The 24,844-nt window shown below is 45.9% G+C and carries 21 protein-coding genes and 1 pseudogene; 13 read left to right on the top strand and 9 right to left on the bottom strand.

Features of this window, described 5'->3' with window-relative positions:
* Positions 1-5: 5 nt before the first annotated feature.
* On the top strand, positions 6-2,639 hold the full coding sequence (gene ppsA, locus BTR1S_RS10970) for a phosphoenolpyruvate synthase (RefSeq protein ID WP_029419834.1): 2,634 nt from the start codon (positions 6-8) through the stop codon (positions 2,637-2,639).
* A gap of 363 nt (positions 2,640-3,002) precedes the next feature.
* Here ppsA and BTR1S_RS10965 read toward each other — a convergent pair whose 3' ends face one another.
* The 3 genes from BTR1S_RS10965 to BTR1S_RS10955 all read right to left on the bottom strand — a co-directional run bounded on the left by BTR1S_RS10965 (position 3,003) and on the right by BTR1S_RS10955 (position 4,619).
* Entirely contained in the window at positions 3,003-3,335 is a 333-nt protein-coding gene (locus BTR1S_RS10965; protein WP_006637276.1) for a hypothetical protein, read from the bottom strand.
* A gap of 51 nt (positions 3,336-3,386) precedes the next feature.
* Positions 3,387-3,740 (bottom strand): DUF488 domain-containing protein, encoded by a 354-nt coding sequence (locus tag BTR1S_RS10960; protein ID WP_006637277.1) that lies wholly within the window; start codon positions 3,738-3,740, stop codon positions 3,387-3,389.
* Between the two features lie 114 nt (positions 3,741-3,854).
* Positions 3,855-4,619, bottom strand: coding sequence for an SDR family oxidoreductase (locus BTR1S_RS10955; RefSeq protein WP_006637278.1), 765 nt, complete (start codon positions 4,617-4,619; stop codon positions 3,855-3,857).
* A 184-nt stretch (positions 4,620-4,803) separates the two neighbouring features.
* Here BTR1S_RS10955 and BTR1S_RS10950 point away from each other — a divergent pair, with 184 nt between their 5' ends.
* Positions 4,804-6,255: a carboxylesterase/lipase family protein gene (locus tag BTR1S_RS10950; protein ID WP_029419835.1), complete on the top strand. Its 1,452-nt coding sequence runs from the start codon at positions 4,804-4,806 to the stop codon at positions 6,253-6,255.
* Between the two features lie 54 nt (positions 6,256-6,309).
* Here BTR1S_RS10950 and BTR1S_RS10945 read toward each other — a convergent pair.
* The 3 genes and pseudogenes from BTR1S_RS10945 to BTR1S_RS10935 form a co-directional block, all read right to left on the bottom strand.
* Positions 6,310-6,996, bottom strand: a pseudogene (locus BTR1S_RS10945) (MFS transporter); the annotation flags it as partial.
* A gap of 123 nt (positions 6,997-7,119) precedes the next feature.
* Complete coding sequence (locus BTR1S_RS10940; protein ID WP_029419837.1) at positions 7,120-8,346, bottom strand: MFS transporter; 1,227 nt, start codon at positions 8,344-8,346, stop codon at positions 7,120-7,122.
* Between the two features lie 89 nt (positions 8,347-8,435).
* Positions 8,436-9,017 (bottom strand): DUF2087 domain-containing protein, encoded by a 582-nt coding sequence (locus tag BTR1S_RS10935; RefSeq protein WP_006637282.1) that lies wholly within the window; start codon positions 9,015-9,017, stop codon positions 8,436-8,438.
* Between the two features lie 369 nt (positions 9,018-9,386).
* Here BTR1S_RS10935 and BTR1S_RS10930 point away from each other — a divergent pair, with 369 nt between their 5' ends.
* Entirely contained in the window at positions 9,387-10,445 is a 1,059-nt protein-coding gene (locus BTR1S_RS10930; RefSeq protein WP_029419838.1) for an LLM class flavin-dependent oxidoreductase, read from the top strand.
* Positions 10,446-10,484: 39 nt separating this feature from the next.
* Here BTR1S_RS10930 and BTR1S_RS10925 read toward each other — a convergent pair whose 3' ends face one another.
* Positions 10,485-11,312: a TrmB family transcriptional regulator gene (locus BTR1S_RS10925; RefSeq protein ID WP_029419839.1), complete on the bottom strand. Its 828-nt coding sequence runs from the start codon at positions 11,310-11,312 to the stop codon at positions 10,485-10,487.
* Positions 11,313-11,482: 170 nt separating this feature from the next.
* On the opposite strand from BTR1S_RS10925, the gene BTR1S_RS10920 reads away from it, so the two are divergent.
* Positions 11,483-12,115 carry a homoserine/threonine efflux transporter gene (locus BTR1S_RS10920; protein ID WP_029419840.1) on the top strand — a complete coding sequence of 211 codons (633 nt, stop codon included), beginning with the start codon at positions 11,483-11,485 and terminating at the stop codon, positions 12,113-12,115.
* A gap of 48 nt (positions 12,116-12,163) precedes the next feature.
* Here the strand turns inward: BTR1S_RS10920 and fabF are convergent, their stop codons facing one another.
* The gene (fabF, locus tag BTR1S_RS10915) at positions 12,164-13,399 is read right to left on the bottom strand and encodes a beta-ketoacyl-ACP synthase II (protein ID WP_029419841.1); all 1,236 of its coding nucleotides are present in this window, start codon (positions 13,397-13,399) and stop codon (positions 12,164-12,166) included.
* Positions 13,400-13,506: 107 nt separating this feature from the next.
* Between fabF and BTR1S_RS10910 the strand changes: the two genes are divergently transcribed.
* Positions 13,507-14,355, top strand: a complete 849-nt coding sequence (locus BTR1S_RS10910) for a helix-turn-helix transcriptional regulator (RefSeq protein ID WP_006637286.1) — start codon at positions 13,507-13,509, stop codon at positions 14,353-14,355.
* A 26-nt stretch (positions 14,356-14,381) separates the two neighbouring features.
* On the opposite strand, the gene BTR1S_RS10905 is transcribed toward BTR1S_RS10910, so the two are convergent.
* Complete coding sequence (locus BTR1S_RS10905; RefSeq protein WP_006637287.1) at positions 14,382-14,804, bottom strand: VOC family protein; 423 nt, start codon at positions 14,802-14,804, stop codon at positions 14,382-14,384.
* Between the two features lie 85 nt (positions 14,805-14,889).
* Here BTR1S_RS10905 and BTR1S_RS10900 point away from each other — a divergent pair, with 85 nt between their 5' ends.
* From BTR1S_RS10900 to BTR1S_RS10865, 8 genes are all read left to right on the top strand, one after another.
* Positions 14,890-15,837 (top strand): helix-turn-helix transcriptional regulator, encoded by a 948-nt coding sequence (locus BTR1S_RS10900; protein ID WP_029419842.1) that lies wholly within the window; start codon positions 14,890-14,892, stop codon positions 15,835-15,837.
* Between the two features lie 354 nt (positions 15,838-16,191).
* The gene (locus tag BTR1S_RS23230) at positions 16,192-16,461 is read left to right on the top strand and encodes a hypothetical protein (RefSeq protein ID WP_255265712.1); all 270 of its coding nucleotides are present in this window, start codon (positions 16,192-16,194) and stop codon (positions 16,459-16,461) included.
* A gap of 211 nt (positions 16,462-16,672) precedes the next feature.
* Positions 16,673-17,350, top strand: a complete 678-nt coding sequence (locus BTR1S_RS10890) for a DUF3298 and DUF4163 domain-containing protein (protein ID WP_006637290.1) — start codon at positions 16,673-16,675, stop codon at positions 17,348-17,350.
* 79 nt (positions 17,351-17,429) lie between these two features.
* Positions 17,430-18,815, top strand: coding sequence for a polysaccharide deacetylase family protein (locus BTR1S_RS10885; RefSeq protein WP_029419844.1), 1,386 nt, complete (start codon positions 17,430-17,432; stop codon positions 18,813-18,815).
* Positions 18,816-18,946: 131 nt separating this feature from the next.
* Positions 18,947-20,482, top strand: coding sequence for an alpha-amylase (gene amyS / locus BTR1S_RS10880; RefSeq protein WP_029419845.1), 1,536 nt, complete (start codon positions 18,947-18,949; stop codon positions 20,480-20,482).
* A gap of 164 nt (positions 20,483-20,646) precedes the next feature.
* Positions 20,647-21,597, top strand: coding sequence for a LacI family DNA-binding transcriptional regulator (locus BTR1S_RS10875; protein WP_006637293.1), 951 nt, complete (start codon positions 20,647-20,649; stop codon positions 21,595-21,597).
* A 120-nt stretch (positions 21,598-21,717) separates the two neighbouring features.
* Positions 21,718-23,481 carry a maltogenic alpha-amylase gene (gene mdxD / locus BTR1S_RS10870; protein ID WP_029419846.1) on the top strand — a complete coding sequence of 588 codons (1,764 nt, stop codon included), beginning with the start codon at positions 21,718-21,720 and terminating at the stop codon, positions 23,479-23,481.
* A gap of 95 nt (positions 23,482-23,576) precedes the next feature.
* The gene (locus tag BTR1S_RS10865; protein WP_029419847.1) at positions 23,577-24,830 is read left to right on the top strand and encodes an extracellular solute-binding protein; all 1,254 of its coding nucleotides are present in this window, start codon (positions 23,577-23,579) and stop codon (positions 24,828-24,830) included.
* Positions 24,831-24,844: the final 14 nt, after the last annotated feature.

Below are 24,844 nucleotides of genomic sequence, written 5' to 3'. Positions count from 1 at the left end.
GCCTTATGCAAACAAATGTATTGGGCTTTGATGAAATAAACGAAACGGATTTGCTGCTCGTCGGTGGAAAAGGCTTAAATCTTGGAGAACTGTCAAGGATTGAAGGCGTCCGCGTGCCTGCAGGCTTCTGCGTTACAACCGCGGCTTATCAGCGCATGGCCGGACAAAACGGGAACATCAGCAGTCTGCTCGACCGGCTGTCCCTGTTAACAACGGCCGATAGGGAGCAGATCGCTGACATCAGCCAAGAGATACGCAATGAAATCGAAAACGTGAAGATCGATGCAGAGATTAAAGAAGCCATCAGCCGCTTTCATTCAAAGCTTGGGGAAAGGGAGGCATATGCCGTCCGTTCCAGCGCCACGGCTGAAGATCTCCCGAATGCATCTTTTGCCGGACAGCAGGACAGCTATTTGAACATCATCGGGATTGATGACATATTGAAGCATGTCGCCAAATGCTGGGCATCCCTGTTTACAGAACGGGCCGTGATCTACCGGATTCAAAATGGCTTTGACCACCGCAAAGTCCAATTATCGGTCGTGATCCAGCAGATGGTGTTTCCACAGGCATCAGGAATTTTGTTTACCGCTGATCCGGCCACTTCCAACAGGAAAGTGCTGTCGATCGATGCCAGCTTCGGCTTGGGGGAGGCGCTCGTATCCGGACTTGTGTCCGCTGATCACTATAAGGTTCGCGAAGGAAAGGTGATAGAAAAAACGATTTCTGCGAAAAAAGTAGCGGTTTATGGATTAAAAGACGGCGGTACGGAGGAGCGGGCCATTGAAACCGGACGGCAGAAAATGCAAACATTGACCGATGAGCAGATCCTTCAGCTTGAGAAAATCGGCAGAACGATCGAGGCGCATTTCAATGCTCCGCAGGATATTGAGTGGTGTCTGGCTGATGACAAATTTTTCTTTGTTCAAAGCCGCCCGATTACAACATTGTTTCCGCTTCCGGAAAAAAGCGACGGCCGATTTCGCCTTTATATGTCAGTCGGCCACCAGCAGATGATGACAGAGCCGATCAAGCCGCTCGGAATCTCGTTTTTCAGCCTGATGTCGGAATACGAATTGAGCCGCGCCGGCGGAAGGCTGTTTATTGATTTGTCACATGATTTGGCATCAGCCGCCGGGCGGAAAATCGTCCTTGCTGCATTGGGAAAAAATGATCCGTTAATGCACAATGCGCTGTCCAATTTTATGAAAAGAAAGGAACTTGTGAAATCGCTTCCCAATGGAAAAAGGATGTTCAAGTTTGGCGCTGAAGGATTTTCCTGGTCGTTGCCGGCCGACATGGCCAAAATTTACCGGAAAAACGACATCGGGATCGTCAAACGGTTGATATCCAAAGCCGAGGAATCCATCAAAAACGCTGAGCGAAACATACAGCATCTCACAGGAGATGAGCTGTTTGAAGCTTTGTTGGAGGATCAAAAGGAGCTCAAGAAAGTCCTCCATGACAAGGAGAGCATGGCCGTCATTATGGTCGGCATATATGCGGCGTTTTGGATCAATAAAAAAATGGAGAAATGGCTGGGGGAAAAGAGCGCGGCCGATACCCTTTCCCAGTCGGTGCCGAACAATGTCACATCAGAAATGGGGCTGGCTCTTCTGGATGTGTCAGATGTCGCCAGGAAATATCCGGAAGTGCTCGATTATTTTAAACAGCCCAATGACGAAACCTTTTTTGAAGACCTTGAAAAGCTGGAAGGCGGGCCCGCCGTCAGAACGGCTCTGCGGGAATTTCTCAATCAATACGGCGTGCGCTGCACAGGTGAGATCGACTTGACGAAAACAAGGTGGAGTGAACGGCCGACCGCCCTCATCCCCTTGATTGTCAGCAATATCAAAAACTTTGAACCGGGTGCGCGAAAGGCCAAGTTTGAGCAAGGAAGGCTCGAAGCTGAACAAAAAGAGCGGGACCTTTTAAAGCGTCTGGAGAAATTAAAAGGCGGCAGGAAAAAGGCCAAAAAGACAAAGAAAATGATCAGCGTTTTGCGAAATTTTATCGGCTATCGGGAATATCCGAAGTATGCCTTCATCAAGCGCTACTTTATTTACAAGAAGGCGTTGATGAAAGAAGCCGCTGTTTTACAGAAAAAGAAGCTCATCAAAGCGAAGGAAGATATCTATTATCTATCCTTTGACGAACTCCGGGATGCGGTCAGAACAGGGCGGCTCGATTACAGGATGATTGAAGAACGAAAGGCGGCATATGAGCTTTATGAGAAATTGACGCCTCCGCGGCTGATGACCTCCGAGGGAGAAGTCATATTCGGTGAATACCATAGCGGAAGCCTTCCGGAAGGAGCCTTGCCGGGCATTCCGGTTTCGGCAGGCGTCATCGAAGGAAGAGCGAGAGTCGTTTTAAAATTGGAGGAAGCCGATATTGAAGAGGGGGATATTCTCGTAACAGCTTTCACTGATCCGAGCTGGACGCCTTTGTTTGTTTCTGTCAAAGGTCTGGTGACAGAGGTCGGCGGTCTGATGACCCACGGCGCCGTGATCGCCCGGGAATACGGACTTCCGGCAGTCGTAGGCGTTGAGAACGCAACGAAAGCCATCAAAGATGGCCAGCGGATCAGGATCAACGGTGCGGAAGGGTATGTTGAAATAGTAGATGCCGGTAAATGATGTATTCAACATCACGCTCAGGTTTTCATTAGAAAGAACCTGAGCGTGTTTTTACGTACATTTCATCGGCAGTCAGACTTTGAGGCACGGACAATCACCTATAAGGGGTTGAGACAGTATAATATTGGAAAACGAAATGAGGAGATGAACACGATGTATTTTTACCCGTCTTATCATTCGGATCAGCGCCAGTATTATAATGTCTATCCCGGGACTTATCCAGGAGGTTCCCCATATATGTATGGCCTGCCTTCCCTGTTTGATTCCCCATGCTACAGAGAATGTATAAGGAGCGGAGCGGATAGCTATTTCTGCTGCTATATCTGCGGTTTTTGTTAAAGTATACCGAGGGATCTTGGCTTTTCAGCAGCGGAGAGGCCGCAGCAAAAAAGCGCAACTTTCAATGGTAGCTTTTTCTATGACTGTTTTTTGTAAAACTCGGGGGACGACATCCAGTCCAGCAAGTGCTGGTATGGATAATACGTCGTTCCTTTTAGTTCGATCATGATATTTGCTAAGCATTTCCTTCGTTTCTTCTCTAGTTAAACCTAAATAATAGTGCAAATCTTTTTCCTTAATTAAATAAGGATAGCCGGAAACATCCCCTTTTGGGTTCTGAAAGTTTTTCAACCCTTCGCCAATAAAATAACCCATAAGCCCTAAGCCAATGGCAAGCCAAATCAAGCCGGAATCCATGTGTACCATCCTTTCTTTTTCCCCGTAATACGGGGATGGCGCATAAAAGTTTCACGTCTCCAATACTTCTTTCAGGACAACGGCATGGTTGTGGAGCTCGTCCTTCGCGCCGTACAGCAGGACAACGCGCTCATTTGCCATCCTTTCTTTTAGCTCCTTTACCTTTGTCTGTTTTTCAGTGTCTTGTGTCAGTTCGTCTTTATATGCTTGTTTAAACTGTTCGAATTTCGCCGGATCGTGATTGAACCATTTTCTTAATGCCGGGCTCGGCGCAATCTCCTTCATCCATTCATCAAGCCGCGCATCTTCTTTGGATATGCCGCGCGGCCAGACGCGGTCAATTAAAATTCGCCGGCCTTCAGATTCGGGATGTTCATGATAAATCCGCTGCAGAACGATCGGCATGTTGGCCATACCTCCTTTTTTATTCATGAAAAAACGATTGGATTAGACAAAACAACCGATATGGCTTCATGAAAAAGGGCTTCCCGCTTGCATACGTGAGGAAACCCATTGGTTTTATTCGATCGCGCTTTTTTGGGCGCTATACATTTGTGCAACACTTTCGTCAATCTCGTCTCTTGACATCAGCCGTGCTTTTTCAGCCCGTCCATAGCCGATTTCGAGCTTTCCTTCTTTCAATCCTTTGAAAATCGCATCGGCGAAATCATCGACCGGAGCACCATAATCGTGCAGGCCGGCTCCGCCCAAATCAGTATTGACCGCCGGCGGCGCCACTTCAATGACCTGTACGCCGGTATCTGATAGCTGATGCCGTAAACTCATAGTAAAGGAGTGAAGAGCGGCCTTCGTCGACGAGTATATCGGCGTGATCGCCATCGGTGTAAAGGCGAGGCCTGAGGTTACATTCATAATCGCAGCGTTTGTTTGCTTTTCGGCGAAATACGGAGCAAAGAGCATGGAAAGATGCAGCGGAGCCTCCAAATTGACGGTGATTTCTTTATTGTAGCGGCCCCAGTCGTTTTTTGCAGCGGTTTTTAACAGATTATAGCGCTGCTGAATTCCTGCGTTATTAACAAGCACGTTTACTTCCGGGTGGTGCTCGGTTGTCCATTCAAACAGCGCAAGCCGTTCAGCTTCATCCGCTACATCGCACACACGCGTGATGATGCCCGGCAATGCTTGCTTTGCTTCTTCAAGCTTGTTTTTGCGTCTGCCGCATATGATGACCGTATTTCCAGCCTTCACGAATCGTTCGGCAAAAGCGAATCCGATCCCTGTTGCTCCTCCTGTAATCAGTATGGTATTCCCTGACAGCTCCATGCAGATCCCTCATTTCTTGTTTTTTCGAAGCGTTCCGCTTATAGAATGGACAGCCTCCATCATTCTATACCGGGACTTGCTCCATATCCTATGATGATTGAAATATCCTCAGTTTGCAAGTGTCGCCATTAGACGGAATAGGAACGCTTCCTTTATCATGAAATGATGAAGGGAGTGGTATAAAATGTCTGGTCTCACAGTGAAAACCCGTTATGGAGCGCTGAAAGGAACGATGCAGAACGGCGTCCGCGTATGGAAGGGCATCCCTTATGCGAAGCCGCCTGTCGGAGAGTGGAGATTTAAAGCTCCGCAAGAAACCGATGCATGGGAAGGAGTCAGGGATGCGACTCAATTCGGCTCCATCTGCCCCCAGCCTGAAGGGATATTGTTTCAATTAGAGAGGGTGGAGAAGTCTGAGGACTGCCTTTGCTTAAATGTGTTTGCTCCACAATCGTCCGGCGAAAACCGGCCGGTGATGGTGTGGATTCATGGCGGCGCGTTTTACCTCGGCGCAGGCAGCGAGCCTCTATATGATGGATCTCATCTCGCGGCTGATGGAGATGTCATCGTAGTGACGATCAATTATCGCCTCGGTCCGTTTGGATTTTTGCACCTTTCTTCTGTCAATCAATCCTACAGCAACAATCTCGGTCTGCTTGACCAAATTGCTGCGCTGAAATGGGTGAAGGAGAATATCTCATCCTTCGGAGGAGATCCTGACAACATCACGGTTTTTGGAGAATCGGCCGGTTCGATGAGCATCGCCTCGCTATTGGCCATGCCAGATGCAAAAGGCTTATTCCAAAAAGCGATTATGCAAAGCGGAGCTTCCGAAACCATGCCGAAGGAAAAAGCGGAAACTGCGGCAGAAACATTTTTACACATTCTCAATATCGATCCGGACCATTCGGAACAGCTGCACGATGTATCTGCTAAAGAGCTCCTTGAAGCAGCGGATGAGCTTAGGGATGTCATGGGGGAAAATATTTTTCAATTGCTGTTTTTACCGGTCGTTGACAGGGAGACGCTGCCGCTGGAGCCTGTGACAGCCGTTGCACAAGGAGCGGCGGATGACATCAAGCTGTTGATCGGGACAAACCGGGATGAAGGCGTGCTATTTTTCACGCCGGAATCGGAGCTGTTGCCGGAACAAAAAAAGGCTGAGATTCTAAGAGAACATGTGGGGGGCGAATTGGCGAAAACAGCTGCCGAATTGTATCCGGGATCGCTGGAAGGCCAAATCAATATGATGACAGACATCCTTTTTTGGCGTCCGGCCGTCGCGTTTGCCGCAGGGCAGTCGGCGCATTCGCCCGTATGGATGTACCGGTTTGACTGGCATTCCGAACATCCGCCGTTCCATAAAGCGGCACACGGTTTGGACATCCCCTTTGTGTTCGGCAACATGGATGCCCTTGACATGATCACGAATACGAAAGCAAGCGAAGAAACGAAACAGCTTTCGCAACATATTCAGGCTGCCTGGCTTTCATTTGCACATACGGGAAGTCCGTCCACTGAAGCCTTCAGCTGGCCGAACTATGATAAGGACACACGAAAAACGCTCATTTTCAATACAACTATTTTAATAGAAGAAGATCCTGATGCTGAAAAGAGAAAAAAACTGAAGATCTGATGATTGACCTCCCTCGTCATGAGGGAGGTTCTAAAGCATCGAATCATCATCAAATCAGCCGCTTTTCTGATACCGTTCATTTTGAATGTCTTCCAAAGATTTTCCCCTCGTCTCCGGGGCCATGAGAAGGCCGATGATCATATGAACGGCGAGAAATGTGATCATCACGCCTCCGGCCGTTTTAAAGCCAAGTATGGTAATCATGGCCGGGACAACCAAGGAAATCAAGCCGACGCCGATCCGCACGACAAAGAACATAAAGCCTTGGGCCATCGCCCTGTATTTCGTATGGAACAATTCGGCAGCCCACAATCCGTAAAAGGCCTGGGCTTCAAAGCCTGCAGCAATCCCCCATAGGCTGACGAACAGCAGAAGCTCCGTCATTCGCATGCTGCCGAAGGTGAGAACGATCCATGCAGCCGTCACCATTGCCGCGCCGATGCCGAATAATCGTTTTCGATTGACTTTGTCCCCTAAACGGATGAAGACAAAATATGTGGCCGCGACGGTTAAAATCCATAAAAAGGCTTGCAGCAAATTGGCTTGAGCGGCTGTTAAGCCGCCTACAGTTTCATAAATATAAGGCATGAAATACCCCATGGTGCCGGCGACAAGATTCCAGAAAGCATAGATTCCGATTAACAGAACCATCGCATGCAGGTTCGCTTTATTCGTAAACAGCTCTTTGATAGACGCTTTTTCATCCATTCCTTGCGCTTTCCCTATCGCTTCTTTCTGCTCGGGTTTAACGGTGATCATTGCACACAAACTCATTCAGCAAAAAGCAGGTTCGAACGCCTGCTTTTTAGTCTGTGGAGCGGCGTTATATAGACGAAAAAGGCGAAATGATCACTTTAATAACATTCACGCTCTTTTTAAGTCAGATGCTTTTAGAAAAAGGATGAAGCTAAACCACACAATGATGCTTCCGGCGCATAATAGAATGAACTGAACACTGATTTGTAAGTTTAGGAGAGCAGAAACCAGTCCATAGGAAACAGGGATAAGCCCCATAGAAACCATTGTATTTATGCTCATGACCCTGCCTACTATAGTTGAAGGGGTTTTCTCTTGTATTACACTTACTAAAGGAATATTAATACTTGATACACAACATCCAATCATAAGCAAGCTGACAGCGGCAAGCCAGAGATTGGTCGCTTGGCTAAATGCCGTCAGTAATAATCCTTCTATGAGTATGAGAGCAATGACAAGTTTTCCTCTTTGTTTTTTCATATTCAACCATCCCATGATTATAGCGCCCAACAGCATCCCGCCGGCAAACGAGCTTTGCAGCATGCTTAAGTTGAAGGGATTTCCTTCAAAACGATCCTCCGCAATGATAGGGATGCTTACCATGAGAGGCCCGATAAAGAATAGGTTCACAATAATAAAGGTGCCCATGACAGTGAGCAGAAAAGAAGAACCTTTAACATAATGAATACCTTCGGCCAAATCTCTTAAGAGAGATGATTTCTTGGGGGTTAGTTCCTTTTTTTCCTGGACGAATCGCAGCAAGAGGATGCTGATGAGAAGGGCAAAGGCAATGATCAGAAAGATGGTCGAATATGAGAATAGGGAAAGGAGAGCAGCCCCTAAGACAGGGCCAAGCATGACAGAAAGCTGATTTGTTGTTTGGATGACTGAATTCGCTCTGACAAGTTGCTCTTTAGGAATCATCCCCGGAACAATCGAATCTCTAGCCGACCAAAAAAATGCATCAGATGCCCCGAATAATAAAGCAAATATAAATAAGGCGGAAAGGGTTAAGACATGATTTGTATAGAATAGGGCCATGAGAAGCAGAATAAAGCACCTTGTTAGCAATGAGAAGCATATAATTTTGGATCGGCTGTATTGATCTGCTGCAATGCCTCCAATCATCATGAATAATACTCTGGGAATCGTAGTGGCCATTAAAATGATTCCTAAGGAGTTCTTCAAGTTCAGGTAATGGACTACGTACCATTGCTCAATGGTTAAATACATGGAAATAGAAAGGCTTGAAAATATGCTTGCACCCCATAGATAAATAAATTTTCCTTTCCAAATACTTGTTTGCCATGCAGCTTCTTCACTTGTTGGAATCATATTTCCACCTCATTGTTTGTTAAAATCGATCTAATTCGATATATATCGAATTAGATCGGATGAAAAAATGAACGTAAGAACGTTCATTTTTAAAAGACAACGGGCCACATCTCTTTTGGATTTAATTCATACTCTCCGTTTTGTCTATACATGAAGTGCTGCATAATTAATTCTCTGCGAATCGTCGCATAATCTTCATGATAGTTTTTTATATATTCATTAAGATCTTTTTCTTTATATCTTTTCCCGTGGTGTAAATCGCGGATTAAATACGCCAAGACCACGTTCTTTTTCTTCCTTTGACTTGGGATTTGTTTCAATGTCCCGTCGCTGTTTATGAAATTTTTAACAATAGACAGCTTTTCTTTATCATTGATTTTGATTTCCTGGTTCTCCATCGACTCTACCCCGATGTTTAAGATAGCCTTTGAATTATATTCCAGCCGTTCACGATCTAGATAAAAATAAATGATATTCCCTTGTCTTCTTTGATAAACTAACCCAACATCTCTTAACTTTGAAATATGATGAGTAATCGTCGGCGGTTGTAACCCCAGTTTATAAGCAATGGCTTGCCCATGAAGGGGTCCGTTTTTTAGCAAGGCAATGATTCTAATTCTGGTCGGGTCCCCAACCGCTTTATGATAATCCACTAACTTACTGAGTTGCATCGCCTAATCCCCTCTTTTTTAAATTCGATATACATCTAATTAGATATTAATCTAATTGGATGTGTTTGTCAATGGGCATCGTCATTAAGGACCGCTTTTATGGAGAAACTTGTTTAAGGGGTCAAGATGGAGGCCCTGTTTAGGGGCGGGTTCTCACAGCCGATCACTGAGATACCGGGCGCGCTGATTTGGCGGCTGGTTCTTTTTTATAAATCACATCAATTGCATCATCGGTCCGCTGCCCGTATTCTATAGTCAAGAGATTTCGCTTTATGTTAGGGGATCGGCAAACATAAATGAAGTTTAAAAGGAAAACAATCAAAGCAAAGAGAATGAAACACATCTTAAAAACATCTGGAGGATAACAAAATGGAATTAGGCATCAGCACCTTTGCAGAAACAACCCCGGACGTCAAAACCGGAAAAGTGATCAGCCACGCGCAACGGCTGCGTGAGGTAGTCGAGGAGATCGTCCTTGCCGATCAGGTAGGCTTGGATGTGTTTGGCGTTGGAGAGCATCATCGCGAAGATTATGCCGCATCTTCTCCAGCCGTTGTGCTGGCTGCAGCTGCTCCGCAGACGAAGCGCATCAGGTTGACCAGTGCTGTTACAGTGCTTTCATCTGATGATCCGGTGCGCGTCTTCCAGGATTTTGCCACGCTCGACGGTCTTTCAAACGGACGGGCCGAAATCATGGCGGGACGGGGGTCTTTCATCGAATCGTTTCCTCTGTTCGGCTACGATTTGGACGATTATGAAGAGCTGTTTGAAGAAAAGCTTGATTTGCTTTTGAAGCTGCAAAAGTCAGAAAGAGTAACATGGAGCGGCAAGCATCGTCCTGCTATTCAAAACCTTGGCGTGTATCCGCGGCCTGTGCAAGATCCGCTGCCCGTCTGGATCGGGAGCGGGGGTAACCAGGAATCCGTCGTTCGCGCCGGATTGCTCGGCCTGCCGCTTGTTCTTGCGATCATCGGAGGGAATCCGCTGCACTTTGCGCCGCTTGTTCAGCTTTATCAAAAAGCGGCAGAGCATGCGGGTCATGATGCATCAAAGCTGAAAGTCGCCTCTCATTCCCACGGCTTTGTTGCCGAGGATACAGAGACGGCCGCCGACAAGTTTTTTCCGTCCACGCATCAGGCCATGAACACGCTCGCACGTGAGCGCGGCTGGGGACCTTACAGCCGGTCAAGCTTTGATGCTGCGCGAAACTTTGAGGGAGCGCTTTATGTAGGCGATCCTAAGACCGTGGCGGAAAAAATTATTCATCTGCGCAAACATGTAGGGGTGACAAGGTTCATGCTGCATGTGCCGGTTGGAACAATGCCGCATGAAGACGTCATGAAGGCGATCGAGCTGTTTGGAAGGGAAACGGCGCCGCTTGTCAGGGAAGAAGTCTCCCGCTGGGAAGCCGCACAAAGGACATCATGAACCATGCTGTTGAAAAGGCCCGCAGGTTATGCGGGCCCTTTATTTCATATAATGCTTTTTCAAATCGGGATGGATCGAAAATTTGCGCCGCAAGCTGATGAGGTTTTCCCCGAAACTTTCTTCCAGCACGTCTCTATGCTTTTCCATGATTTCCATGAGGTACAGATCGTGGATCATCACTTCCGTAATCGGCATCACCAAGCCTACATGCATCGTCCATGCCGCGCGGCTGTCTTTCCCATGGGAGACGATGCCTGCTACGACTTCAGAATCGTCCACGCTAAAAACGAGCCACCGGCCGTCATATTCTTCGGTAATTTCACGGCTCCTGTCATGCAGGTACACGTTCGCGAAATCAGCCTCAATGTCGCCATAGGCAATAATCGTCACGATAACGCCTGTCTGTGCGGCTTGTTTTAGTTCAGATTCAATTTCTTTAAAATCTTCTTTCCAAATTTCCAGGAGAATTCTTTTTTGGGCTGATAATATACACGCCTTTACCTTATCGAGTATTTCGCTTCGCCCTGTGATATTCCAAATATTTTCACGGTCGTTTGCTGAGCGCTCAAACTTTTTAAAGTATTTTTCGGCCTGTTCAAACGTCTCTTCCGCTTTCAGCCGGCGGTTTTTAATCAGCTCCTTGGCGGGAACGGGAATGTACTGCGGAGTGTTGCCGTAGCTTACAAAAATATCACCGCGAATCACGAGGCTCTCCAATACTTCATATATCTTCGAACGGGGAACGCCTGATTTTTTTGCCACAGCATAGCCCGTCAGCGGCGATTCTTCCAATAGCGCAAGATATGCTTTCGATTCATATTCGGTGAAATTCAAGTTTTTTAATATTTTTAAAAGGTTGTTTTTCATAGCTCCTCCTGACCTAAAGGAAATAGTCGCTACCATTGTCACTCATATTTTAGCCGGACGTATTGATTTTTTTCAAGTGCACTGATACACTTTTTGTAAGTAGTTACCCTGGTAGTCACTATTTGTGATTGCATGAACAATTGAAGTATGTAATGGAGGGAGAACATCGTATGGATAGCCTTGTGTCATACATAGCGATTGCCGCCATGATGGTCATCATACCGGGAGCTGATACGATGCTGGTGGTAAAAAACACGCTTCGGTACGGTCCAAACGCGGGCCGCTGCAATGTTCTCGGGTTGGCGACCGGACTTTCTTTCTGGACGATGATTGCCATTCTTGGCTTAGCCGTTGCCATTGCGAAATCGGTGATTCTTTTCAGCACGATTAAATATTTGGGGGCGGCATATTTAATTTATTTAGGCGCAAAAAGTTTTTTTACCAAAAACGCGATGTCTTTAGAGGACATTCAAGTGCAGAACGGGGACTCAAAAAGTTCTGCGAATCGCCATTATAAAGATTCTTTTATTCAGGGCTTGTTAAGCAATATTCTCAATCCAAAAACCGTTTTGGTCTATATTACAATCATGCCCCAATTTGTCAATTTAAAGGAAAGCGTGAATCAGCAATTGATTGTGCTTGCTTTAATCCTTACATCCATCGCCGTGTTTTGGTTTCTGATCCTTGTTTATCTTATTGATTATGCAAAAAAATGGCTGAGGAACTCAAAGTTTCAAAAGATCTTTCAAAAAACCGCAGGCTTGGTGCTGGTGGGGTTTGGCATCAAAACGGGGTTGAATTAATAAAAAAGGGAGTGGGCATTCACAGCTCACTCCTTTTTTAAAATTTTTCTATTCATATTTCTTCAATACAATGGCCGAATTGTGCCCGCCAAAGCCAAATGAATTTGACAGTCCATAATCGAGTGACACTTTGCGGGCGCTGTTTGCGACAATATCCAGGTTGCATTCCGGATCAAGAGTGTCTATATTAATCGTCGGCGGTATGATGCCGTGCCTTAGACTTTCGACTAAAGCAATCGCTTCTGCCCCGCCTGCGGCGCCGAGCATATGGCCGAACATTGATTTGTTGGCCGTAATCGAGACTTTATCGGCACGGTTTCCGAACAGCCTTTTCACCGCTAACATTTCGGAGCGGTCTCCTACCTGTGTACTTGTAGCATGAGCGCTGATCACGTCAACTTCATCTGTTGCGACTTTTGCTTTTGCCAAAGCGTGCTTCATCGCCAGATACGCACCCTTTCCTTCAGGGTCCGATGCCACCATATGATGCGCATCAGAGCTGGCCCCGTATCCGATGACTTCGCATAGAATAGGAGCATTTCGACGGACGGCATTTTCCAATGATTCCAATACTAATACACCTGCACCTTCGCTCATGACAAAACCGTCTCTGTCTATATCAAACGGCCGGCTTGCTTTAGCAGGCTCATCGTTTCTTGCAGATAAGGCCTGGGCGTTTCCGAAGCTGGCCACGGACAATTTCGTAATGGCGGCTTCAGTTCCTCCGGCAAAGATAATATCTGCGGCCCCATTCTGAATGGCATAAAATGCTTCGCCAATCGATGTATTTCCGATCGAACATGCGGTTACCGGCGATAATGACGGTCCGAGCGCGCGCAATCTGATGCTGATTTGCGCTGCGGCCGCATTTGAGATCATCATCGGCACCAGGCTTGGACTGACTCTCCCAGGGCCTCGTTCATTCATCACATTTACTTGATGAATGAGTGAATGGATGCCGCCAATTCCAGAACCGACATATACACCGATACGTTCACGGTCAACTTTATCCAATTGAAGCTTGGACTGTTCCAGCGCCTGTTCGGCGGCAGCCAGGCCGAATTGTGCAAAACGATCCAATCGTCTGGCTTCTTTCTTTCCCCATCTTCCTTCTGCGTCAAACCCTTGAACACATCCCGCGATTTTTGTCTTGAGCTGAGATGTATCAAAAGTGTCGATTAAAGATATTCCAGATTCTCCGTTCACTAATCGGTTCCAAAACGTATTGACATCATTGCCCAGAGGAGAAATAATCCCCATTCCGGTGATGACGACTCTTTTCATAGCAATTCCTCCCTTGAATATATTCTTAATTCTAGCCGTTTTTGATCCTATTACAAGTTGTCGTTTATCATAGTATAATCAGTACTACGATAAGAAAGGAGACGGACATGAAACCTGAAACCAGACTTCAAGCGCTCTCAGAATTTTTGAAAACCCAGCGTGCCAAGATTCATCCGCAAATGGTCGGACTGCCGGCGGGCACCCGCAGAAGGACACCGGGTTTAAGAAGGGAGGAAGTCGCCCAACTGGCCGGTGTCAGCACAACATGGTATACGTGGCTGGAACAAGGGAGGGATATAAAAGTGTCCGCCGCAGTCCTGGATGCTGTGTCAGATGCATTGCAGCTCAATAAGGATGAGCGGAATTATTTATATGCCCTTGCATTGGAAGAAGGGGTGAAACAAGCGTCCCCGATTGAAACCGAAACAGAGATCAGCCCAGCTTTAACCAAAATTCTGCAGGAGCTTCGCTACTGCCCGACGATCATTTCTGATAGAAGATGCCATATCGTCGGGTGGAACCAGGCGGCAGCCCACGTGTTCATCAATTTCGACCAAATTCCGCCTGAAGAGAGAAATCTGATCAAACTGCTGTTCTCCAGAAAGGAATTCAGAAGCTTAGCTGTAAATTGGGAGCATTTTGTAAGAGGATTTATTGCGATTTTCAGAACATATTACGGACAGTATGTGGCTGATGACTGGTACTCGCAATTCATTGAAGAGATGGAGCAGGCCTACCCGGAATTTCATAAAATGTGGAATGAAAGCGAGGTAAGCTCTGCACCGGAAGTGTTAATTGAATTCAGGCATGCCAAAGCCGGAAAAATGCTGTTCAACCTGACTTCATTGCAGGTGCAGGGGGATGCAGATTTAAGATGCAGCATCTATACACCGGTTGACAATACCGAAACGGAATCCAAGCTAAAGCGGCTGATTGAGTTCAGAGGCCTTTCTTAGAAAAGAAAGGCCTGTTCAATTTCATATCAAGTTCTCGCCGCAAAAATTTGAAAGGTCACGCCGTACGGGTCGGTGATGATGCCGTAGGCCGGGCTGAAATACGTTTGTTCAAGTTCAAGGACGACTGTGCCTTGTTCCCGCAGTTTTTCGAAAAGCTGTTTTGTTTCAGCCACACTCGATACCGTCATGCAAATCGACAGTTGATTTCCGCTTTGAAATGGCAGCTCCGGAATGATGTCGGCGATCATCATATTGGTTTCTCCGATTTTTAATACGGCATGTGCGATAAAATCCTGTTCATTTTCTTTAAATTTAGCCGCTTCTTCTTTAGGCCCTTCTCCTATCGTCTGCTGAAATTTCACCTCGGCGTTCAGCGTCTCCCGGTAGTATTCAATCGCTTCTTTTGCTCTGCCATCCATCAGGATGTAAGGGGTAAACTGTAATGACATTATAAAAAACATCTCCTTTTTTATTGATCTGAGACGATTGTATATTATAATGGTGACAACTTATGTCATGGTTATGGAGGAATTCATGTCAAAGGCTAAAAGATTAAATGAAATGATGATGATGGTCAACCGAAAGAAAAGGTTTACGGTTGGGGAATTGGCGCAAGATTTCGGGGTTTCCAAAAGGACCGTGTTGCGGGATTTGCAGGAGCTCAGCGAGATGGGCGTCCCGCTTTATTCAGAGACGGGGGCTCATGGCGGGTATCAGGTGATAAACGAAAGAATCCTTCCTCCCATCGCATTCAGCGAGGATGAAGCGGTCTCGATATTTTTTGCGATTCACGCTTTGCGGCACTGCATCTCTCTGCCGTTTGACGCCCAATACGAATCGATCAAAAAAAAATTTTACTTGAACCTTGCCGGGGATATTAGAGAAACGATCGACAGCATGAAAGACCGCGTTGATTTTTTCTCGGCTTATCAGCAAAAAGACGAAATCCCGTTTTTAAGAGTGCTCCTGGATGCGGCCATCCGGCAGGAAGTGGTGATGATCAGCTATGAGGCGAATGGCGTATGCAGCAAAAGGAGCATTCAGCCGATCGGCATTTACGCCAATCAAGGAAAATGGTATTGTCCGGCTTATTGTTTTTTAAGACGCGATTACCGAATGTTTAGATGCGACCGCATCGGTTCTGCAGAGCCGGATGAGGAAACAGAGCCGATTGATTTGGCCGATGTTGATTTAAAGAATCGTTTTTCAGTTCTCGCTCCGCCAGAGGACATGCTGGAATTATATATAGAGCTGACGGAAAAGGGCGTGGAGCAATTCGGCTCAGTCAAATGGCCGTATATTGAATTGCACCGGAGAGAAGACGGGTCAGGGGTTTTGTCCGGGTATATTTCAAAGCGTGATCTCAGCTTCTTTTCCGGCCATTTGATCTCATACGGCCGGGAAGCCGTCATTAAAAAACCTTCTGAATTAATTCAAAAGACAAAAGAAGTGCTGATTGACATGTTAAACCAATACAGCTGATGTCAAAAAATACGAACCGGGGCCAACCGCGCATTAAGACCGGGGCTCATGCTTGTCTGCCGGATTCCCTGCTACACTTGACAGGACTGATTGCTAAAAGGACCAGGAATAATTAGGTGCGGCAGGGATGAAGTGGCTGAATTTTATTGGCGGCGCTGTTTTTTGGCGGAATTATGAGCTCAATGGCGCTGCAATTTGCTGTGAACCCGGCTGCATATGAAGAAACGTTTGCGTTCTCTCGGCATGCCGTGGTCATCAGCGACTATATAAATCGGAGCTGTCGGCACGTTGCTGATAGGGTTTATATACGGAATCTTTACGAACTGGGGTTTTTTTAGACATAGATGGATCGCGGTGAAATGGGCGCTTTTCATCATTCAAACGTTCATCGGGATTTTTATTGTCGACCAATTGATGACGGTCAACATGGCGATGCTGGAAGCGGGAAGCATCGCTGCTTTAAACAATCCTGATTTTATCCACAATCATACTGTAAGACAATATGCCGCCATCGTTCAAATCGCGATAACGCTTTTTATCATTTGTATTTCTGTGTTAAAGCCGTGGAAAAAGAAAAAAACGGTGCTGAAAAAGAAGCAATGCCTGCGGTTTCCGCTATTTTGACAGTTTAAAAGCATTGCAGACTTGCAAAAGCAGACAAAGTAAGACATTCTCAAAGGTTGAGAGTGTCTTTTTTTTTCCTGATTGCGAAATTTTTGTCCAAAAACATTGACGCGGGATTTAAAAGTGAGTATCATTACAAATGTGATATAAATATTACATTTATGTTACAAAGGTAAAAATTACGAGATTGAAAGAGGTTTAAGTCAAAAAAATGTTTATAAAAAAAGCAATGGCGATTTTAGGATTTCTAGTCCTAACGTCTTTATTGCTGTTTATCATAAATAAATATTCAACCCAAACCAATGCGTCGTCTGCTGAAAAGGCTGCAGTCCATACTGAAATTTACAAAGGCAACGATCATTTATCCTATCCGACATTCAGCGATATAAAGGGCAAGGATTTAACACTGATTAATGATGCAATTGAACGTCATATGGAAGCTTCCTATAAAGAAGCCCAGTCACTGAAAAAAGAAGCGGATCAAAAAGGAGAGGAAAGCGCATATGAGACTTCCTATAAAGTCAAATATAATGACGGGAAGAAATTGAGCTTTTTAATCTACGACTACCAGTTTTCCGGCGGGGCGCACGGGGTGTATACTGTCACTTCCTATAACTATGATTTAAATGATCATAAGCGGGTCAAGCTGCTGGACGTTTTAAGTAATCAAGCAAAAATCGAAAACACGAAAAATTATATTATCAGCTATATTAACGAGCATCCGGAACAATTTTATTCTGACCTTAAAAAGAGCGATATCCGTTTAAACCAAAATACTGCATTCTATTTTACAAACAGTGGGATTTCCATAGTATTCCAGCAGTATGATATTGCGCCGTCTGCTGCCGGCAACCAAGAAATTAAAATTCCTTCTTCCTATTTATATTAGTCTTGGTTTTGCAGGCAGGCATCTTTCTTCAGGGCAGGATCAGCGGATTGAATGAGCAGGAGCAGGAGAGTGAGAACAGATGTCTGTCAAGCCATCGGCTAGAACGATCAAAATCTTAATATTTATCACTATATTCATAGGATTGGCGGGATACTCTTTCAATAAAGTATCCACTAATGCAGAAGAGACCCATAAACAAGGAAAAGACCGGGAATATTCCAATGTCGGGGTTGAATCTTTTGTCAGCGACGGGAAACAAGAGAGATATGCCGTCCATTATCCGGTTTTTCATATGAAAGAAATCGATGAACCATTAAAAAAATATGTCAGCAAGGAACTGAACCGCTTTAAAGAAGAAAATAAAAGCGCGCGCGCCCGGCAGATCAATGGCCCGTTTGAATTGAACATCCAGTATAAAATCGCCTATTATTCAAAGCAGGCTGCCGCGGTTGTATTAAACGAATACATAGAGGCCGGAGGCGCTCCGGGAAAAACGGTGGTCAAAACATTTAATGCCGATTTAAAACATAAGAAGCTGCTTGCATTGGATGATCTTTTTGATAAGAATTCCGATTTTCTTTATAAGATCTCAAATCTATCTTATGAACAATTAAAACGGAAAAATCCCGCGGCCGATGATGAGCTGTTAAGGGAAGGGACAAGCCCTCTGGCAAAGAACTTCAGCCGTTTCGTTCTTCTGGAAGATGAGATACAATTTTATTTTGAGAAAGAGAAAACCGGTTTAGAGCAATCTGTCAACATCAAAAAAGATGAATTAAAAGATATATTAAAAGATCAATATAAAAGCATGAAAAAAAGCAAGACTCAGGAAAAACCGAAGCATAAAGCGGCCGTTCCCATTCCAAAAGAAAAAATTCGCGTCGGCCCAGATGATAAAGTGATCGCCCTGACATTTGACGATGGTCCTAATCCGGCCTCAACCAATAAAATCCTGGATGCATTAAAAACTTATGATGGACGCGGGACTTTCTTCGTTTTGGGAAGCAGGGCCCAATATTACCCTGAAACAATCAAGAGAATGCTGAGGGAAGGAAATGAAGTGGGCAATCATTCTTGGGACCATCCTTTGCTCACAAGGCTATCAAAGGAAAAAGCCTATAAAGAAATCAATGATACGCAAAACATAGTCGAGAAAATCAGCGGCCACCGTCCGACACACTTAAGGCCTCCGTACGGCGGGATCAACGATTCCATCCGCGGGCTCACAAATTTAAAAATCGCTTTATGGGACGTGGACCCTGAAGACTGGAAATTCAAAAACAAAGCCCGAATCGTCAATCATGTGATGAGCCACGCAGGAGACGGAAAAATCATACTGATGCACGATATTTACGCCACATCGGCCAGCGCCGCTGAAGAGATTATCAAAAGACTGACCAAGCAAGGCTATAAATTGGTCACGGTAACACAGCTTGAACAGATTCAAAAACAAAGAGGACATTAGAGAAAGCATTCATTTACTGCTTTCTCTTTTTTATATTGTAATCATTATAGGTATAAAGGTATTTGTGAAAATTTTCTTTTGATTATAGAATGTTTGTTGATCTTTCAGTATGTTAGAAAGGAGAGAGGGAAATGGTTTACAAATGCAAACGGATATTATGTTGTGTGCTGCTGTTTTTCATAGTGCTGCCGGCTTCTAAAACATATGCGGCAAGCCTGAACGGCACGCTGATGCAGTATTTTGAATGGAATCTGCCTAATGACGGCCAGCATTGGAAGCGCTTACAAAATGATGCGGGATATTTATCCGACATTGGGATAACGGCTGTTTGGATTCCGCCCGCCTACAAGGGAACGAGCCAGGCTGACGTTGGATACGGCCCATACGATTTGTACGATTTAGGGGAGTTCCTGCAAAAAGGGACGGTGCGGACGAAATACGGGATGAAAACAGAGCTTCAGTCAGCGGTCGGTTCGCTTCATTCCCAGAACATCCAAGTGTATGGCGATGTTGTCCTTAATCATAAGGCTGGGGCGGATCTGACGGAGGATGTCACCGCGGTTGAAGTGAATCCCGGCAATCGAAATCAGGAAATATCTGGAGAATATCGAATCAAAGCGTGGACAGGATTCAATTTCCCTGGACGCGGCAGCACATACAGTGATTTTAAATGGCATTGGTATCATTTTGATGGGACGGATTGGGACGAATCCCGAAAGCTGAATCGCATCTACAAGTTCCGCGGAGATGGGAAGGCATGGGATTGGGAGGTTTCCAGCGAAAACGGCAACTACGATTATTTAATGTATGCGGATGTCGATTATGACCACCCCGATGTTGTGGCAGAAATGAAACGGTGGGGAACCTGGTATGCAAAAGAGCTTCAATTGGACGGTTTCCGGCTTGATGCCGTAAAACATATTAAATTTTCATTTTTGAGCGACTGGCTGAAAGCGGTCAGGCAGTCAACCGGAAAGGAAATGTTTACGGTTGCGGAATACTGGCAAAATAACCTTGGAGAAATCGAAAACTACTTGCAAAAAACCGATTTTCAACATTCTGTATTCGATGTGCCGCTTCATTTTAACCTTCAGGCCGCATCTTCACACGGAGGCAGCTATGATATGAGGAATTTGCTGAACGGAACGGTTGTTTCCAAACATCCTTTGAAAGCGGTTACATTTGTCGACAACCATGACACACAGCCGGGGCAATCATTGGAGTCGACCGTCCAAACATGGTTCAAGCCGCTTGCCTACGCTTTTATTTTGACAAGAGAGGCCGGGTACCCGCAGGTTTTTTATGGAGATATGTATGGGACAAAAGGTCCTACATCGCGGGAAATTCCTTCTCTTAAAAGTAAACTGGAGCCGATTTTGAAAGCGCGCAAGTATTTTGCTTATGGAACACAGCATGATTATTTCGATCATCCAGATGTCATCGGCTGGACGAGGGAAGGCGATCAATCCGTCGCTGCATCAGGCTTGGCCGCTTTAATCACAGACGGACCGGGCGGATCAAAGCGGATGTATGTGGGCAGGCAGCATGCCGGTGAGACATGGCATGACATCACTGGGAACCGTTCAGATTCCGTCGTGATCAATTCGGACGGCTGGGGAGAGTTTTATGTAAACGGCGGTTCGGTTTCGATTTATGTCCAACGATAGAAAGATCAGAGGGGCGGATTTCCTATAGGAAATCCGCTTTTTTATTTCCTGCGCTTTATAAAATCTCTTTCATTCCGTACTATAATGAATTTTAACGAATTGTTATCAGTCCAGGGTAGGACTTGATGGCAGTTTGAATAAGCGCAGGTGAGGCGGGGATGAAAATGGCAACGTTATCAGATGTGGCAAAAAAAGCAAACGTTTCAAAAATGACGGTATCGCGGGTGATCAATCATCCTGAGACGGTGACGGATGAATTGAAAAAGCTGGTTTACTCCGCGATGGAAGAGCTGAATTATATTCCTAACTATGCGGCAAGGGCGCTCGTTCAAAACAGAACACAGGTAGTGAAACTTCTGATTCTTGAAGAAATGGATACGACAGAACCTTATTACATGAACTTATTAACCGGGATCAGCCGGGAATTGGATCGCCACCATTATGCTTTGCAGCTTGTGACAAGGAAGTCTCTCAACATCGGCCAATGTGACGGCATTATTGCAACTGGGGTGAGACGGACTGATTTTGAAGGGGTAGTCAAGGCTTTTGAAAAACCTGTCGTCGTATTTGGACAGAATGAAATGGGCTATGACTTCATCGATGTCAATAATGAAAAGGGCGCTTTTATGGCGACGCGCCATGTCATGGGGCTGGGGAGCCGGGAGATCGCCTTTTTTGGGATTGACTTGGATGAGCCCTTTGAACGTTCAAGAGAAAAAGGCTATATGAAGGCGATGAATGAAGGTTTTAGAAAAACGAATATTTTTCGAATGGAAAACAGTTCGAAAAAAAGCGAGGGTCTTGCGAGGGAATGGCTGGAGTCGCATGATGATCCGTCTGCGGTTGTATGCGCTTCCGACCGGATCGCGCTGGGCGTCATCCGTGCGGTGCAGTCGCTTGGGAAGCGAATTCCCGACGATGTGGCGGTGACCGGGTATGACGGCGTGTTTCTTGACCGCATCTCATCGCCCCGCTTGACAACGGTACGGCAGCCTGTGGTTGAAATGGGAGAAGCTTGCGCGAGAACCTTGCTGAAAAAAATTCATGAGGATGGAGCCGTCCAGGGAAATCAATTTTTTGAGCCGGAATTAATCGTTCGCGAATCGACTTTGTAAGAGAATGATTCTGTTACCGTTAACATCAGGAAAACGATTGTTCCTCCTAACGCCGGCATGATAATTTCAACGTATGGACCGGTTAACATAAACCGCAAATGAAAAAGGAGGAGTTTTTAGATGGAATATGCAGCAATACACCATCAGCCTTTCAGCTCTTATGCTTATTCTTATGACGGGCGGACAGTGCATATCAAGATCCGCACCAAAAAAGGCGACGCCGATCAAGTCCGGCTGATGTGGGGAGATCCTTACGCGTACACGATAGAGTCGGCCAACGAGGCGCAAATGAAAAAAATCGCTTCAACAGAGGTGCACGATTATTGGTTTGCCGAAGTGACACCGCCATATAGACGGTTACAATACGCTTTTGTTTTAACAGACCGTGATCATGAAGATAGATTTTACGGCAGCTCGGGCGTCTGCCCATATCACGCTAAAACGCTGGGGCCGATCAACGACTATTTTAAATTTCCATTTGTTCATGACATTGATACGTTTCAAGCGCCTGAATGGGTCAAATCAACGATCTGGTATCAAATTTTTCCGGAGCGATTTGCAAACGGCCGTGAGGACTTGTCTCCTGAAGGCGTATTGCCGTGGGGGAGCAAGGAGCCTGACGTGAATGATTTTTTCGGAGGCGATTTGCAGGGAATTATCGACAAGCTTGATTATTTGGAGGAGCTGGGAGTAAACGGGATTTATTTGACGCCGATCTTTTCCGCGCCTTCCAACCATAAATACGACACATTGGATTACTATTCGATTGATCAGCATTTTGGAGATCCGGCGCTTTTTCGCACATTGGTCGACCAGCTTCACCGGCGGGGGATGAGAATCATGCTTGATGCCGTTTTCAACCATATCGGCAGCGCATCGCCGCAGTGGCAGGATGTCTTGGAAAACGGCGAACAATCCCGCTATAAAGACTGGTTCCATATTCATTCTTTCCCTGTCAAAGAAGGCGGTTATGATACGTTCGCCTTTACAAGCGACATGCCGAAGCTAAACACGGCCAATCCTGAAGTGCAGACATATTTGCTTGATATTGCTTTATATTGGATCCGCGAATTCGATATTGACGGCTGGCGCTTGGATGTGGCGAATGAAGTGGATCATGCTTTCTGGAAGACATTCCGCCAAGCCGTATTGAATGAAAAACCGGACCTTTATATTTTGGGCGAAATCTGGCACAATGCAGAGCCTTGGCTGAGAGGAGACGAATTTCACGGAGTGATGAATTATCCCTTCACAGCGCCGATGATTGATTATTTCGCGGACAGTGGAATTTCGGCTTCGCAATTGGCACACCGTGTAAACGCGCATTTGATGAATGGGATGCAGCAAGCCAATGAGGCGATGTTTAATTTGCTTGACAGCCATGATACACAACGGATTTTGACGAGGTGCGGGCACGATGAGAAAAAGGTGAGGTCCTTGCTGGCGTTTATGTTTGCCCAGACAGGCTCGCCATGCATTTATTACGGAACAGAAATCGGGCTTGACGGCGGAAATGATCCGTTATGCCGGAAATGCATGGTTTGGGAGGAAGACAAGCAAAATCAAAAAATGCTCAAGTTTATGAAGCGGCTGATTGCTTTGCGCAAACACGAAAATGCGTTATTGACTTATGGGAGCCTCGAGTGGAATCTGCTGGATGATCGAAACGATTTTATCAGCTTTTCACGGGCTGCCGGTGACAAACAGCTGATCTATTTCTTTAATCAGGGAAGCGCTCCGCGCCGGGTCAGTTTGCAAGACTTGAAGATTGATAGCAGTACGAAAGTATATGATGCATGGACAGAACAGACGCTTGATCATGCTGATGTGATCGATGTGAATCCTGGCGAATTTTTCGTTTTGGGAGCCGCGGCCGCCCTGTAAATTCTGTTACCGGTAACAAGGCGAAAGGTGTTGTAACCGCTTTCTGTCGAGGATTACAATTGTTACGAGATTCTTGATAGAAGGGGGAAAAAGAGATGGCACATGTTAAAAAAGGTTTTGCATTATTGCTGGCGGCAGTCCTTACATTCGGTCTCGCGGCCTGTTCAGGGTCAAAGGATACGGCAGGCTCCGGCGGAAAAAAGGTGCTGACCGTGTCTGTTGAAGAAACCTATAAGAATGATGTCGAAAGCATAAAAGACGAATTTGAAAAAGAGAATGATGTCACCATCAAAATTGTGGAAAAACAAATGTTTGACCAGCTAGAGGCGCTTCCTCTCGATGGACCGGCGGGAAACGCGCCTGATGTTATGCTTGCTGCATACGATCGAATCGGCGGTTTAGGGAAGCAAGGCCATTTGCTTGAAATCAAACCGTCCGGCACAGACAGTTTCGGAGACAAAGAAATGCAGCAGGTGACGGTTGACGGAAAAGTGTACGGGATGCCGTTAGTCATTGAAACGCTTGTCTTATACTACAACAAAGACTTAGTAAAGACGCCGCCAAAAACATTTAAAGAGCTTGAACAGTTAACAGACGATCCGCGGTTTGCTTTTGCTTCGGAAAAAGGAAAATCGACCGCGTTTCTGGCAAAATGGACCGACTTTTATATGTCGTACGGTTTATTGGCCGGTTACGGCGGCTATGTATTTGGCAAAGACGGATCAGATTCCGGGGACATCGGGCTTAACAATAAAGGCTCGGTAGAAGCTGTTGAATATGCGATGAAATGGTTTCAGGAACATTGGCCAAAAGGCATGCAGGACAACTCAAGCGCCGACGACTTTATCCAGCAGACCTTTATAGACGGGAAAGCCGCGGCAATAATTGGCGGTCCATGGTCGGCGGCCAACTATAAAGAGGCCGGTTTGGATTACGGAGCGGCCAAGATACCGACGCTGCCAAATGGAAAAGAATATGCGCCGTTTGCCGGCGGGAAAGGCTGGGTTGCTTCAAAATATACGAAAGATCCGGAGCTTGCTCAAAAATGGCTTGAATATGCCGCAAATGACAAGAATGCTTACAAGTTTTATGAGGATACAAATGAAGTGCCGGCCAATACAGCCGCCCGCAAAAAAGCGGGAGAACAAAACAATGAATTGACCACGGCCGTCATCAACCAATATGAAACGGCGACACCGACACCGAATATTCCGGAAATGGCGGAAGTGTGGACCGGAGCGGAAAGCTTGATATTTGACGCAGCTTCAGGAAAAAAATCACCACAGCAATCAGCGGATGATGCCGTAGACGTGATCAAAGAAAACATTAAAGAAAAATACGCGAAATAAAACGGCGGTTTAGC

This window comes from Bacillus sonorensis NBRC 101234 = KCTC 13918 (assembly GCF_001592005.1).
In the GTDB taxonomy this organism is placed as follows: domain Bacteria; phylum Bacillota; class Bacilli; order Bacillales; family Bacillaceae; genus Bacillus; species Bacillus sonorensis.
The sequence above is the reverse complement of the archived record's forward strand: the minus strand, read 5'-3'. Positions and strand labels throughout refer to the sequence as shown.

Coding starts and splice junctions, on each gene's coding strand:
- BTR1S_RS10865 (WP_029419847.1), top strand. CDS start 23,577: ATGGCACATGTTAAAAAAGGTTTTGCATTATTGCTGGCGGCAGTCCTT.
- BTR1S_RS10885 (WP_029419844.1), top strand. CDS start 17,430: ATGTCTGTCAAGCCATCGGCTAGAACGATCAAAATCTTAATATTTATC.
- BTR1S_RS10920 (WP_029419840.1), top strand. CDS start 11,483: ATGGATAGCCTTGTGTCATACATAGCGATTGCCGCCATGATGGTCATC.
- BTR1S_RS10925 (WP_029419839.1), bottom strand. CDS start 11,312: ATGAAAAACAACCTTTTAAAAATATTAAAAAACTTGAATTTCACCGAA.
- BTR1S_RS10950 (WP_029419835.1), top strand. CDS start 4,804: ATGTCTGGTCTCACAGTGAAAACCCGTTATGGAGCGCTGAAAGGAACG.
- BTR1S_RS10935 (WP_006637282.1), bottom strand. CDS start 9,017: ATGCAACTCAGTAAGTTAGTGGATTATCATAAAGCGGTTGGGGACCCG.
- amyS (WP_029419845.1), top strand. CDS start 18,947: ATGGTTTACAAATGCAAACGGATATTATGTTGTGTGCTGCTGTTTTTC.
- BTR1S_RS10965 (WP_006637276.1), bottom strand. CDS start 3,335: ATGGATTCCGGCTTGATTTGGCTTGCCATTGGCTTAGGGCTTATGGGT.
- mdxD (WP_029419846.1), top strand. CDS start 21,718: ATGGAATATGCAGCAATACACCATCAGCCTTTCAGCTCTTATGCTTAT.
- BTR1S_RS10875 (WP_006637293.1), top strand. CDS start 20,647: ATGGCAACGTTATCAGATGTGGCAAAAAAAGCAAACGTTTCAAAAATG.
- BTR1S_RS10960 (WP_006637277.1), bottom strand. CDS start 3,740: ATGCCGATCGTTCTGCAGCGGATTTATCATGAACATCCCGAATCTGAA.
- BTR1S_RS10955 (WP_006637278.1), bottom strand. CDS start 4,619: ATGGAGCTGTCAGGGAATACCATACTGATTACAGGAGGAGCAACAGGG.
- BTR1S_RS10900 (WP_029419842.1), top strand. CDS start 14,890: ATGTCAAAGGCTAAAAGATTAAATGAAATGATGATGATGGTCAACCGA.
- fabF (WP_029419841.1), bottom strand. CDS start 13,399: ATGAAAAGAGTCGTCATCACCGGAATGGGGATTATTTCTCCTCTGGGC.
- ppsA (WP_029419834.1), top strand. CDS start 6: ATGCAAACAAATGTATTGGGCTTTGATGAAATAAACGAAACGGATTTG.
- BTR1S_RS10905 (WP_006637287.1), bottom strand. CDS start 14,804: ATGTCATTACAGTTTACCCCTTACATCCTGATGGATGGCAGAGCAAAA.
- BTR1S_RS10890 (WP_006637290.1), top strand. CDS start 16,673: ATGTTTATAAAAAAAGCAATGGCGATTTTAGGATTTCTAGTCCTAACG.
- BTR1S_RS10940 (WP_029419837.1), bottom strand. CDS start 8,346: ATGATTCCAACAAGTGAAGAAGCTGCATGGCAAACAAGTATTTGGAAA.
- BTR1S_RS10910 (WP_006637286.1), top strand. CDS start 13,507: ATGAAACCTGAAACCAGACTTCAAGCGCTCTCAGAATTTTTGAAAACC.
- BTR1S_RS10930 (WP_029419838.1), top strand. CDS start 9,387: ATGGAATTAGGCATCAGCACCTTTGCAGAAACAACCCCGGACGTCAAA.